The organism is Ochrobactrum sp. AN78 (assembly GCF_029909885.1).
Classification (GTDB): Bacteria; Pseudomonadota; Alphaproteobacteria; order Rhizobiales; family Rhizobiaceae; genus Brucella; species Brucella quorumnocens.
The window spans coordinates 12,255-24,839 of sequence record NZ_JASAMU010000018.1 but is presented as its reverse complement, the minus strand read 5'-3'; the positions used below and the strand labels follow the sequence as shown (position 1 = coordinate 24,839).

Genomic DNA, 12,585 nt, shown 5'->3' with positions numbered 1-12,585 from the left:
CGGGCCAATAGATGTCAAGAACGTCGAGCGAGGAACAAATGACGACCCCCTTTGACGGATTACGCGAAGAACTCCTCCTCGCTGGGATCAAATCCAGTTATGTGAAACGCTACCTTCATGAATTGACACAGCATTTTCTTGATGTCCGCGATCAACTCGAACGGCAAGGGCAAAGCCGCATACTGGCGGAAAAAATTGCCTTTCAGAGGATGGGCGAACCCAGGCACCTAGCGCAGGCGATGATCGCGCAGCCGAAACTCCGTTCGCTTGTCGCATCCTATCCGAAAACTGCCCTGGTGCTGGCTCCGCTGGCGCTTCTGCATCTTGCCATCCTTGTCCTTTGCTTGGCAGCCGTGTCCCTGGGGAGAGTTGCCGAACCCGCCGCTGCCCCGCAGATTGGACGCATGGTGACGTTCCTGTGCAATATCGGTTTGCCAATGCTGTTGGGCTGGATCGCCGTATTTCTTTCCCTCAGGCAACGTCTTCAAGCTTTCTGGACAGTCGTCGGTCTGGCATTTCTCGCCTTCTTGAGCAGTGCGATCGATTTCAGAACCATGCTGCCCTATGTCGACCAGCCCGGAGAGATTGCCGTGCGGATTGGCGATGCGCGTATGGTCATGGTTTCATTTTTTGCCCTGCTCTTGTCCTCCCTTATCCCCTATTGCGGTCTGCGCGGCTGGCTTCGCCGCTAGCAATCATGCTGTCTAATCCACACTGGCCTTCGCCAAACGCAGCAGGCGCCTTATCCGTCTCCTCGCTCATGAAACTCCCTCGCTCTTGCGATTGTTGCGAGCCGTAAAACATGTGCAAGATCGCATGTCGCTTCATTGGCGCACAACAGCCGGGCGCTTCATCCTTTCAACTCTACCTCACCAGAAGCGCTCGGCAGTGGCCTTTGTGTTTTGTTCTGGCGCGTGTCGGCGCTAAGATTCCACAGACAGATTGCAGCCGGGAAGGTCTTTGCTCCCTGGCACTGGCCTTCTGGCACTGGCTTTCTGGCAATGCCGATTGCTTGCCGCTGGAAATCCATGGACCAAACACGGCTCTCAAGCGGGCCGCGACACCCGGCTGACGCAGGACCCATCACAGCTGAACGCTGCCAGGCATCCCCCATGACACCCGATCCGCAACAACCAGTTCGTGAACGATAAGCGTCCTCCATGGGCAACCGTTGCAGAGCGCGCAGCATCATGACGTCCCGAGATAAGGCCTTTAGCAATCTGCTAAAATTTGCACCATAAGGCGGGTCAATCGCTGAGGAAAAATTCTTGTCGCGTAAGAAAGTGGAATGAATGGATATTCGATAGAGGATGGATGAATATCCAACAAGGGATCGTTTCAATATGGCACTTAGTCCGCAAACGACGAGCAGGTTTTCAATTTCGGTTGCAAAAATTGGATTTGGAACGGAACACGGCTTACCTCGACCGGCAATTGTTCTGCGTGTGGTTCGAATGAATGCTCGACGGACAGGGGTCTCGCTGAAGCGAAGACCTATGGCTGCGTTCGCATCATGTGAATGCGTTCGATAACAGAGAGCGTGATACGGGGCTGCAGCTTCGGACTTAAAGCCGAGCATAGAGTGACCTGGCGCTTCGGGCAGTTAGAGCGCCGTGCCCTCTCGGGCGCACAAAGGTCGCTCCAACTGCGATAAATCCGGGGTCACAAGACCTAAATCACAGAAGATAGGCTCCCTCAAGCGACCGCCAGACATCTTGCGGCAAATGCAGCGTCGACTGGATAAAATCGGGCAGCAAAGCATTGTCGGTGACGTTGGCGCGCACCAAAGCTGCGGAATAGTCTGCAAGCCTTTCGCCGCGAGAACCAAGGGCTGCGTCGACAGCGTCCCAGAAGGCAACGCCCTTGGTATAGAACGCGGCAATAGCGCCCGTATCGCCGCTGTCGGTTATATGCTGGTCAATGGCGATCAGCCCGCCTTTCATGCGGCTGCCATCAGCTTTAAACCGCTCAAACATCGCCAAAGCGCCCGGCGCATTATGCGTGACTGTCAAAGTCGCTTGCGCTGCCAGATAGCTTGCCAAACTCTCATCATACCAAAGCGGTCGTCGCTGATCAGACATTGCCAATTGGTGCACCGCCTCATGCAACGGCACATAAAGGCGCATTGCTTCTCCAAACCGCTCTGCATGCTCGCCGTTTGCATAATTGACCACCAGCAGACCCTTGCCGGTCTGGCCGCTCAATGTCAGCCCGTCCTGAGGGATTCCCGTCCACAGCACTGAAAAATTCTGTACCGTCTTGGCGTGAAGGTGCGTTGTCAGCCAGTGCAGACCAGCAAGATGCAGGCTCATATCAGCAATCCGACTTTTTGCATCGGTCTGATCGAGAAAGTCAAACAGACTGATTTGTCCGCTTGTCTTTTCAATCATCGGCACGTCACCGATGAGAGTGAACAGAAAGGGCTGGTCAACAGCTGGCAGTTGCAGCTTTCCACCGACCGTAAAGGGAAACACCCGACCTGGGGGAAGCTTGATGATTTCCGGCTTGCTCGCGTCAGACAGACGCGGCAATGACGAGCCTTCCGACAACAATATGCCGGTTTCCAGCGCGAGGCTGCGCTGCGCGGTTGGCAAGCTCAAGCCAGGTTTGTCCAATGGAATGGTCCAGCGCAGTTGCCGGCACCCGGCAAACACCTGCCATGTTCCGGCACTGCTGCGGTCAAGCATCTTGCCATCGCAGGAGACCTCCTCCACCTGCGGCTGCAACCCATTGTTGACGCCGCGCAGAACAAGCGTTGTCGCCGCTGCGTGCGCACCGCGGTCCGTCCTCACTTGAAGTCCACCTGTCTGCGCATATTCAACCGAATAGGTGGTCGCAACGCTCGGAACCGCCCCTGCCAGAAAGAAACCACAGGACAGGAACAAGCCTAAGATATCTGGATACTTCAACACTCTTACTTTCTTATATTGTGTCGCTCGCCGGATGACCCGGTCGCGACCAGTTAACATTGGGTGCCACAGATGTTTCTTTAACCGAGACGTTGCATTCCACTTCGCCCCGCATTCATCGACCCTGTCATTTGACCGCAAGTCCATCATTCACGTGGCATGCTGCCTTACAACTCCAATTGATTGTGAGCCATTAAGCCCGAGCATACTCCAAGCATGCCGCGGGCTTCGGTTGGCCGACTGCATAAGGCAATGGGTATGCGCCGTTGCAACGATTCCGGATTGCGGCAAATGAAGCAGCCATTGCGGTCACCCAAGCTATGGAAGTGTGCTTCTCTTCGCGATACTTGGATCGCGACGGTCGCTACACCGTCAGGTCCCGGCACCTTTCGCCGAATGTGGCGAACAGCATCGCAGCGAAGCATTGGACGTAGTGCTGGATCAGCAAACACATCACGAAACAAGAAAAATATCAGAAAGATAAAATTTTATTCTTATTCATTTTTGTTTATTATCGCTATTACTAATATATAATGTATATTATTCATTTTAATATTCATCTTCCAATAATAATATTAGAGTATATATTTGCGCCAAGCTTAAGTCTCCGTTGGGACAACAAAGCGTTTTCGAGCGCAAAGGATGTTTGGATGTGTATAGCCTGTAATCCGGGAATGGTCTCTTACCTGCAATCAATGGCTTCGCGCCGTGATTTTCTAAAGTTTCTCGGCAAGGCCGCTGCAACATCGGCCTTTGCTTGCAGCGCACCCGGGCTGGCCTTTGCGCAGCAATCAACAACCGCAGAGGCTGGAGACATCATTTTCAAGGGTGGCCCGATCCTGACAATGAACGGTGCCAATGCGCGTGCCGAGGCCATCGCTGTGCGCAACGATCGCATCCTCGCCGTCGGCGCCCTCAAGGACGTCGAGGCTATCGTGCAATCAGCAACGCGGGTCGTCGACCTTCAGGGTCGCAGTCTGATGCCCGGCCTGATTGATCCGCACATGCATTTCGTCTTCACCGCCTTTGAAGACTGGATTGACGTCAGCCCGATAACCACACCGGATTATGCGAGCGTTTGGGCAAAACTGCGTGCTGGCGTGGCAAAGGCAAAGCCAGGGGAATGGGTGCGCGCCCAGCAATTTGATGCCAGCATCACCTCCGGCGCCAAGATACCCACTCTTGCCGAACTTGACGCGCTCGCCCCTGACAATCCCTTCTTCATGCAGGAAAGCAACGGCCATATCGCCTATGCCAACAGCGCCGCTTTCAAGGCCGCAGGCATCAACCAGGATGTCGCCAACCCGGTCGGTGCGCGCTTCGTGCGCAGCGGCGATGGCCAGTTGACCGGTCGGCTTGAGGAAATGGCAGCGCAGCAGGAGTTTCTCGGCGCCATGCCTTCGCCCAGCGGTGAAGATATGGTCAACCGGGTACAACGGTTGCTCAAACAGGCCAGCTCAGTCGGTTGTACCATGCTGCATGATTGCGGCATCGGCATTATGGCAGGCGCCCAGGACCTGCAGATCCTTGACGCGGTGTTCGCCGACGGTCAGTCGCCGGTCCGTTATCGCGGCATGCTCGTGTCCACGATCATGGACGAATGGGAAGCCCAGGGCATTACGCCCGGCCGTGGCGACGACATATTCCGTGTCGATGGCATAAAGGCCTGGGCAGACGGCTCCAATCAGGCCGAAACCGGCTTCCAGCGCGAAAATTATCTCAACACGCAAACACGTGGCGCGCTGAATTTCAGTCTCGAACAGGTCACCGACGTCATTCGCCGCGCCAACGAGGGCGGTTGGCAGGTCGGCGTTCATGCCAATGGAGATGCCGCCATCGATATGGTTCTCGATGCCTATGAAGCCGTCTTGGGCAAGACCTCCGACACGCCCTTGCGCCACCGTATCGAACATTGCAGTGTCTTTCACCCCGACCAGATGCAACGTATGAAGGCGATGGGGGTATCGCCGTCCTTCTTGATCGGCCATGTCCGTTGGTGGGGCAAGGCATTTCGCGATCGGATCCTGGGCCCCGATCGTGCCCGCTTTTATGACCCTTGCGCATCGGCGCTTGCCGCTGGCCTGAAAATCTCTTTGCATTCGGACTGGAATGTCACCCCGATCGAGCCGCTGCGCTACGTCGAGGACGCGGTGACCCGCGTCATGAATGAAGGCGGCGATGTGTTTTTCCCCGAGGAATGTATCCCCGTTGACGCGGCCTTGCGCGCCGTTACCATCGATGCCGCATGGCAATGCCACATGGAGGACCAGATCGGATCGCTCGAGGTCGGCAAATTCGCAGATTTCGCTATTCTGGAACAAGATCCCACAACACCGGACGTCAAGATCAGCCAGATCAAGGTCAGTGAAACCTGGATGGGCGGCGTTGAAAGATACAAGGCCTGATAAAACCCACGCTGATGATGCGACCATCATAAACAAGGCGGCAAGTTGTACTTGCCGCCTTTTAAACTCGTTCCAAGGCTTCGGCTGAAGACAGGAATGTGTATTGCTGAGGACAACAGGTCTTCTGTCACCAGTCTCACAACAGACAGGACCGGTCCTCGTCAATGGAAACGCCCGCAGGCTTTCGTTTGATAAGCCCCTCAAAGGCTGTCGTCAAAAAGCATGCGACCAGCCCTGCGATTACTGGGGGTCGGCTTTGACTGTTTCCACGCGATGTCCACTGGTATACCAGGACGGGCCCTTTGTGACGAAATTCTTGATGTTGAGATCCGTCTGCGCACTGAACCGCTCCTGGTGGCGATGCCAGCCATACAGCGCGCCCGCTGCCGCTACAAGGATAGTTAAGGCGGCGATTCCAAGCAATTTTCTGGAGGTCATGATTAGAAATTCTTTCTGGAATGGTGAATGAATAGATCAGCGCCTGATCTCCAACAAGAATGTCAAACGCAGGTCCATATTTGTATAAATGTTGGTATATTAGCATTCTTTAATATATATATCTAATATACAAGTATTCTTTTGTGCTTTTACTTATCGAATAGCGGCTTCAATGTCACGGCTTTCTTTTCAGATGTAAAAAATATACAGGCAAATTTTATCTTTGCCGGGCCGAGAAGAAAGACTGAACCTACGCACGCCAGAGCCGCAAAAAGCCGATCAGTGCGCCGCGCTCCCCTCCGCAGGCGATCGAACCGCATTGCGGATCACCGCCCCTCTCCTCAAAAATCTCTTTGGTGTCGTCCGGCATGAGCGGTGTTGATTGCGCCAGCTGCAGCCAGGACCTGCGTCCGGAGATGCGAGTGAAGATCAAACTCGCTGCTGATCGCCTGCGCGGCGGCCGGACCCGACTTCAGCATCTCCCGAGGGCTGACACCGTAGCGCGCCCGGAACTGTCGGCTAAAGGCTTCTGGAGTCTCAAAGCCGGATTGATAGGCAAGCTGCTTGGTCGACAGAAAGCGAAATTCGCCGCGCGATATCGCCCGCAGCACCGCCGAAAGGCGCTTATCCTTAATGAAACTGGAAATGCCATTCTCCGCTTCAAACAGGCGGTAAAGATGCGCGCGGGAAATATTAAATCGGTCGATGATGGAAGTCACTGTCAATTGCGGCGACATGGCGTGCTGGTCGATATAGGCGATGATCATTTCCTTGAGGCTGACGCTATGCACCGAAGCCTCAGGGGCAGTGAGATGGGTCGACAACCCCCTTATCGCAGCGGCAAAAAGATGGATAAGCGCCTGCTGTGCTGCAGCCCCTTCGTCCACCGTCAATTGCGGCGCAATCTTCAGTGTGGCGCCAAGAAACTGCGTTATCAGCCGGGTTGACCCCACATCCTTGCGTAAGACAACCCCATGCAGATTTTGCCAGCCAACTGCCTTTTGCAGCGCATGTCGCGGCAAGGTGGTGGTGATACGCCGCCCGGCGGTCGCCTCACTTTTCACGGTGCGGGCCAAATCAATAATGACAATGTCGCCCAACGAGGCCTTGACATCCCGCCCGTCGAAATCTCCGACCAAACTGCCGCCCGTCAACATCTGGATCATATAGAAATCCAGCCCACCAACTCCGATCAGCCGCTTGTCGCGCTGATAACGCTGTTGGTTGTGGGCTGTCGCGCCAATGGTCAGGGGACCGGTTGAAAATGATAAAATCTTGCCTTCCAGCGGGGCCTTGGTATCCCCGTCAAAGGATGAGATTTCATAGATCGGTCGAATGAGCGTGCGCCAGAACTCATTCCTGAAATCCGGATCCATTTGCGCCGTCGACAGGAACAATCGGTTCATGTCTTTCCCCCACACGTCGCAGGCTGTTACATTCTTCACTGAAAGCCGGTTTGATTCCAGCGACCATCTGTACAATTGTATTTCACAAAAAACAAAAATCAAGTGTCATTGCTAAGCGGAGTGATGATCACTCCATGTCTATACTTAGTTTGCAACAGATATCGCGGAAAGAGTGCCTCGGCGCTGCTTCTTAACGCGTCGATCGGGAATATATGCGCGGAAAAAGCAAATAATCGGAAATATTGATTTGTCTCTTCGCAACAGCGCTACTTCGATCTCACGCTCCGAAAGCAGCTTTTTCCCCCGATGAAGGAAGAAGCCGCGACACGCCGCACCGCACGCAAGATACTGTATAAGCGCTCAAAACTTACATAGTCCCCCGCGATTGATGACCGATTGCAATCAGGTATATAATAACTACGTAAATTAACACGAGACCTATCCACTGAAACGTACTTAAATCGCTATAGGACATTTAAAAAATCCCTAATGTAAATACTGTCACATAATAGCATTTCAGAAATCGAAATACGAGTCTTTCTCCTTTTTCACTTGAACTGTACATTACCGTACCGATACGGCCTTTTTGTCAGCCCACGAAATTTACCCCATCAACCCCTCGTTGCTTTAGCGACCGCTGTTTGTGTAGACATGGTGAACACCCACTGCATGACTGCTCAGCGAACGCATAACCCGCATTTTTTCATTGATTCACCTTGCGCCCCCCCCGGCCCGCAGGCTATCCACGAATTTTCAAAGGGATGCGAGAAACCGCACGGGCGCACTGACCTTCAAAGGCACTGCCACCCAGATCCAAATGCTTAAGAAAACATATCCGCAAGCCGCGAGTGCGTGACCCGGCATGGGCAACATACAGCCTGTTGGCTCTGGAGCAGCGCTGATTGTCGGTTGATACTGGCAGAGGCTGCGGAAACAACACGTGGCGCCTCATCAGCTCCCCGCATCACAGCCCCCCCGCTTTTTAAAGATGGAGCAACCCGCTTGATTGAAGTTGGCAGAGGGCTTCCAAAAAGGCCCGGATGCTCATTAATTCGGAGGCAATCCGAGCATCCGGGCGATGTGTCGTGAATTGGGAGGGTACGAACACAACCCATTACTTGTCATGAAACCAGAATGAGTACAATAGCAACAACGTGGGATGAAGTTGAGCCAAATTTACTTAAGGGTATCGCGACATAGTCCCGCGCGATCGTTCAACAATTCCGCTCCTGCACCCCCTACATATTGGTGAGTATTACTAGCCGGCACAGGATGCCCTGCACGTCATTGGTATTGTGCCGATGGGGCCTTTCGTTTGATCATCAGCACCAGCAAATGCCAGAGGAGGCAAAAGATGAACCATCCATTCGCTTTGATTGCCTGCCTGCTATTGATCGGCAGTCTGGGGTTTTTGATATTGACGATCGTCTCACTCTTAAAGCAGCGACCCGAGTCGGCACAGACACCAGCGCATGCGGAGTATCGCCAACGGGATTTCCTGCAGTCGCTGGTGATGACCTATGGTGCCCTGCTGCCAATTTATGTGCCGGAACTTTATGCGCATTTGCACCTGCACCAGCAAGACCTTGCCCGCAGCGAAGACGACTGAAGCGTCATACGCCTTGGTGATCAACCTTCATCAACGCTTGCTCCAGGTCGCGGTCGCGCACGTATGCGCGGCGCGCAGATCGGAATGCCAACATGTTCTGATCGCAAGCCCCGGTCCAGATCGTCCAGACGCCGCCAGCCATCGCACTGTCTTTGATTGCGGTAGCGATTGTCGCCACCGCTTCGCAACGCACCATCGCACCTGCAAAGCCCGCAGGCAGCGATTTGATTGCTGCACTTAACCAATATGATCAGCTTGATTTGATCTTGCGAAGCCTATAATACAGCATTCAATATTGTTAATATATTACTTTATTAGAGTTGTCGAATTCATGACTGCAGTTAGTGCAAATGTTTATGCCTTCTCTTCGCCCTAAATATTATGCTATATTTGATATGCAACTGCACGAGGGTCATATTATGAAGCATTCCCTTGCAACATCACTTGGCATATTAGCAATTACTCTTTCAACCAATGCCTATGCAGCCAGTGCGATCGTCACCACAACTCTAAACTTGCGGACCGGTCCGGGGACGCAATATATGACGATGGGTCGCATTCCAAACGGTGTCGGCGTCGTGGTTGCGGGATGTACGAGCGGCTATGGCTGGTGCCGGGTCAGCTATGCGGGCATGGATGGCTGGGCGTCCTCACGCTATATTGCGGTCCGGACCTCCGGCGGATATAGCACCTATGATAATTTCGGCACATCCGCCGCAGCCATCGGCATTCCCCTAATCGCCGGCATTGCCATTGGCTCCGCGATCAACAACAATAATTATTATGATGGCCCCGGTTGGGGTCGTGGCTGGGGCCCGGGTTGGGGACCACGACCCTATGCGGGGTGGCGTGGCGGTCCCAATTATTACAATGGCTGCATCGGACGGAACTGCCAGTCAGGATGGGGTCCACCGCGCCCACATTGGGGCGATCGACCAGGGTGGCGTGACCATCCAGGATATCACCACCCCTTTGCTGAAGGCCCGGGAAATCGTTGGGGATCGCGTCGTCGCTAGCGCAAATTGCGTCGAGAGAACATCATTGCGCGCAGGCCCGTGTGACGAAGCGGATCGGTTGACTTCTCAATCCGCTTCGTCATTACCTAACGGGTCCAAACGATACGCCTTGCGATAGGGGCGATACCGCAAGTAGCATGACGGTCCTGCTTCATCTTTTCTGAGGTGAAGAGTAAAAATGGACTATATTATATTTTTAAGTATTAGTAATGATCTATATTCATTTTTCGAGTTGCACAACTTAAAAAAATGAAGTATAGTGTGAAGGACAATTGCAGCAGGGAGTGCTTTCACCCAACCCCGAACCTTCAGGTTGCAGTTGTCTCCTCCTAGCGAATGCTTTTGCCCGGTGACACTCCCCGTCTCCGGGCAATTTTATGCCCGGAGAACGACCTGCGTTGTAGAGCGGCATCGGGCTTGATTGTCGCTGCCACACCACCCCCATCCACTATATCTGTTCATGATGGACCCGTGTCCACGGCACAGTTTATATCGGCACCCAACCAGAGCCGCGATTACCAGAAGGCGCCGGATTTTGGCTCATCACATATAAAGCTTTTCAGTCGCGGTGATATCTCGATCTGGCCACTGAGAAACAGGTATTTGATCAACACAAGAAATCCGATCAGCCGTTCACTAGCTCGATCGTCAAATCGCAATGCAAAGATATTGGCGTTGTGGATGATTTCTTTCGCTTCCAAAGGATGGTCGTTATAATAGGACACCTTGTCCGTGAGGTCGGACAGGTCCTGTTTCACGGGCACGAAATGGTAGTTTGGACGCAGGCAGCCCTCCATGAACCAGGTCTCATGGGCGGGCTCGGGCATCATGCAAAGCGATTGGCTCGACATAATCCATTTCGGATTGCAGGTACAGGCCGGGTTCTGGTGAAACAGGATATATCTGAACCCGAGCAACTGCCTGCGCGACAATGTGGGTTTGCGGAGATAACAGGGGGAACCGAATGGGCCGGCGGGCGCGCTGCACCGCGCTTGGTGATGCGCACAATCCCGGCTTTGTCCGGCATTGGCCGCCAGTGCGATCTTATCGGTAAAACGCTTTGCATCGCGTATGCGCGGGTACAGGCGGTCAGCATCCAGTTTGAACAAGATCGCCTTCTCGCTGAGAGTATGGACCGATCTGCTCTTGACGATTGTCGGACAATCACCAGGGCGACTGTCTGGCGCCACGCGATAACTGATCTTGCTTTGTGGCGCGAAATATCGCCGATAGACTGTGAGGTCGTCGGAATAAGGACAGGATGGTTTGGGCCAGGAACCCATCTCGGCATGCCAGGCGGGGAACCTGTGACCGGCCCTATGATAATAATGTACCCGCTCCATGGCGCGGGCGATTGCCTCATCACTTTGTTCAAACAGATAGGCGTCCAGCTTGGCTTCGAAATAGGAACTGGGTAGTCGCTCAGCGAGATGCGCGACGAGACGATGGAAGGCTCTGAAGGACACGGCAACACTCAATGCTTAGGAAACGCGCAACATGGCTCCAGTGCTTGGAACGCATTGCCCGCGCTCGCAGATGGGAACGCGAAAAGCGGATGTTTCTGCATCCGCGATCAACTGGGTTTGTCGCAGATGAACTGTGGCGCGAATGGCGCGTCGGAGCAGCCTCATCATCACGAACATCATTGATACAAAGCGCGGCCTCGAGAACGCGGCCACTATCTTGCATTCAGATAGATAAAGGCTGCAAGGCTGGCGGTCATGACAACGATCCCGAGCGCCGCGATCTCCAGCACAATGAAAAAATCCGGCACGCGAAGCCCACCCTATCACAGAAGAGTTTGATGACATTTGAGAACATGTGTCTGCGGATGCACCATTCAACAATCCATTGAAGCTCAATGTCAAACAGGCAACCCCGCGCAAAGCTGGCCCTTCAGCTGCCCCCCCGGCAAAGGGGAACCGCCGGAAAGAATTCCGGCGGCTGGTATTTTTAAGACGGCGAAGCCGATTAGAATTTGTAGGCGACACCGACGCGAATGTCATTGGTCTTGACCGAGTTACGCAGGGAAACATCCTGGAAATCGAAGTCGTTGTGACCAAAGTCGGTGTAACGATATTCAAAACGCAGCAGGATATTGTCGGTTGCTGCATAATCAAGACCCGCACCAATGGTCCAACCGGTCTTGGTCTTGGAGTTGTTGAAGTCGTAGCCACCGGTTGAGTAGCTGGTCTTGACATCACCAAATGCCACACCACCTGCGATGTAAGGCATGAAGCGATCCATGGCATAACCGGCACGCGCGCGCACCGCACCCGACCACTCAAGCTCCGACTTGCTCGATGCAGCTGGCAGCTGGTTGCCACCATCAAAGTCATGCGACTTCTTCAGATCATTGTAATCGAAGTTGCCGTCGATGCCGAGAATGACACTGTTGCCCATATCGAAGTTGTAGCCGGCATATACGCCACCCAGGAAACCGTTGGAGTTGAATTTCTCCGAACCGTCATAGTCCCACGCGCTCAGCTTCGACTGCGCCCAACCCCAGCCGATTTCGCCACCAATATAGGCGCCGCCAAATGAAAAAGCGTTGGTTGCATAAGGTGCAGGCTCCTGGGACACGATTGCGTCCGCTGCATGGGCACCCGAGACTGCCATCATCGCAAAAAGGGATGCGCCGAGCAGGGTTTTCTTAATCATCAAATCACTCCTTAAGTATTCGAATTTGCAGCGCAGTTATATGACTGATTCACAACAAAGTATGTAGCACATATGCAACAACGAGAACTATTAACAACTATACATTTAACTTACATTATTGCTAGCATAATATATATTTCT

Annotated in this window: 11 protein-coding genes; 5 read left to right on the top strand and 6 right to left on the bottom strand. The window is 53.5% G+C overall.

The window, feature by feature from the left end:
- Positions 1–38: 38 nt before the first annotated feature.
- Both QBD00_RS22215 and QBD00_RS22210 read left to right on the top strand, forming a co-directional pair.
- Positions 39–692: a hypothetical protein gene (locus QBD00_RS22215; protein ID WP_151095681.1), complete on the top strand. Its 654-nt coding sequence runs from the start codon at positions 39–41 to the stop codon at positions 690–692.
- Positions 693–802: 110 nt separating this feature from the next.
- Positions 803–1,072 carry a hypothetical protein gene (locus tag QBD00_RS22210; protein ID WP_151095678.1) on the top strand — a complete coding sequence of 90 codons (270 nt, stop codon included), beginning with the start codon at positions 803–805 and terminating at the stop codon, positions 1,070–1,072.
- Positions 1,073–1,676: 604 nt separating this feature from the next.
- Here QBD00_RS22210 and QBD00_RS22205 read toward each other — a convergent pair.
- Complete coding sequence (locus QBD00_RS22205) at positions 1,677–2,912, bottom strand: hypothetical protein (protein ID WP_318580560.1); 1,236 nt, start codon at positions 2,910–2,912, stop codon at positions 1,677–1,679.
- A gap of 647 nt (positions 2,913–3,559) precedes the next feature.
- On the opposite strand from QBD00_RS22205, the gene QBD00_RS22200 reads away from it, so the two are divergent.
- A complete protein-coding gene (locus QBD00_RS22200; protein WP_318580559.1) occupies positions 3,560–5,314 on the top strand; it encodes an amidohydrolase in 1,755 nt (584 codons plus the stop codon).
- 240 nt (positions 5,315–5,554) lie between these two features.
- Here the strand turns inward: QBD00_RS22200 and QBD00_RS22195 are convergent, their stop codons facing one another.
- Entirely contained in the window at positions 5,555–5,752 is a 198-nt protein-coding gene (locus QBD00_RS22195) for a hypothetical protein (RefSeq protein ID WP_191793957.1), read from the bottom strand.
- Positions 5,753–6,093: 341 nt separating this feature from the next.
- Positions 6,094–7,158, bottom strand: coding sequence for a helix-turn-helix domain-containing protein (locus QBD00_RS22190; protein WP_191793956.1), 1,065 nt, complete (start codon positions 7,156–7,158; stop codon positions 6,094–6,096).
- 1,354 nt (positions 7,159–8,512) lie between these two features.
- Here QBD00_RS22190 and QBD00_RS22185 point away from each other — a divergent pair.
- Entirely contained in the window at positions 8,513–8,767 is a 255-nt protein-coding gene (locus QBD00_RS22185) for a hypothetical protein (RefSeq protein WP_318580558.1), read from the top strand.
- Positions 8,768–8,771: 4 nt separating this feature from the next.
- Here QBD00_RS22185 and QBD00_RS22180 read toward each other — a convergent pair whose 3' ends face one another.
- Positions 8,772–8,963, bottom strand: coding sequence for a hypothetical protein (locus QBD00_RS22180; RefSeq protein ID WP_191793954.1), 192 nt, complete (start codon positions 8,961–8,963; stop codon positions 8,772–8,774).
- Between the two features lie 223 nt (positions 8,964–9,186).
- Here QBD00_RS22180 and QBD00_RS22175 point away from each other — a divergent pair, with 223 nt between their 5' ends.
- On the top strand, positions 9,187–9,783 hold the full coding sequence (locus QBD00_RS22175) for an SH3 domain-containing protein (RefSeq protein WP_191793953.1): 597 nt from the start codon (positions 9,187–9,189) through the stop codon (positions 9,781–9,783).
- 515 nt (positions 9,784–10,298) lie between these two features.
- On the opposite strand, the gene QBD00_RS22170 is transcribed toward QBD00_RS22175, so the two are convergent.
- Together QBD00_RS22170 and QBD00_RS22165 are read right to left on the bottom strand one after the other, a co-directional pair.
- On the bottom strand, positions 10,299–11,249 hold the full coding sequence (locus QBD00_RS22170; RefSeq protein WP_318580557.1) for a glycosyl transferase family 90: 951 nt from the start codon (positions 11,247–11,249) through the stop codon (positions 10,299–10,301).
- Between the two features lie 505 nt (positions 11,250–11,754).
- Positions 11,755–12,444, bottom strand: a complete 690-nt coding sequence (locus QBD00_RS22165; protein WP_191793951.1) for an outer membrane protein — start codon at positions 12,442–12,444, stop codon at positions 11,755–11,757.
- Positions 12,445–12,585: the final 141 nt, after the last annotated feature.

Coding starts and splice junctions, on each gene's coding strand:
- QBD00_RS22215 (WP_151095681.1), top strand. CDS start 39: ATGACGACCCCCTTTGACGGATTACGCGAAGAACTCCTCCTCGCTGGG.
- QBD00_RS22210 (WP_151095678.1), top strand. CDS start 803: ATGTGCAAGATCGCATGTCGCTTCATTGGCGCACAACAGCCGGGCGCT.
- QBD00_RS22200 (WP_318580559.1), top strand. CDS start 3,560: ATGTGTATAGCCTGTAATCCGGGAATGGTCTCTTACCTGCAATCAATG.
- QBD00_RS22195 (WP_191793957.1), bottom strand. CDS start 5,752: ATGACCTCCAGAAAATTGCTTGGAATCGCCGCCTTAACTATCCTTGTA.
- QBD00_RS22190 (WP_191793956.1), bottom strand. CDS start 7,158: ATGAACCGATTGTTCCTGTCGACGGCGCAAATGGATCCGGATTTCAGG.
- QBD00_RS22185 (WP_318580558.1), top strand. CDS start 8,513: ATGAACCATCCATTCGCTTTGATTGCCTGCCTGCTATTGATCGGCAGT.
- QBD00_RS22180 (WP_191793954.1), bottom strand. CDS start 8,963: ATGGTGCGTTGCGAAGCGGTGGCGACAATCGCTACCGCAATCAAAGAC.
- QBD00_RS22175 (WP_191793953.1), top strand. CDS start 9,187: ATGAAGCATTCCCTTGCAACATCACTTGGCATATTAGCAATTACTCTT.
- QBD00_RS22165 (WP_191793951.1), bottom strand. CDS start 12,444: ATGATTAAGAAAACCCTGCTCGGCGCATCCCTTTTTGCGATGATGGCA.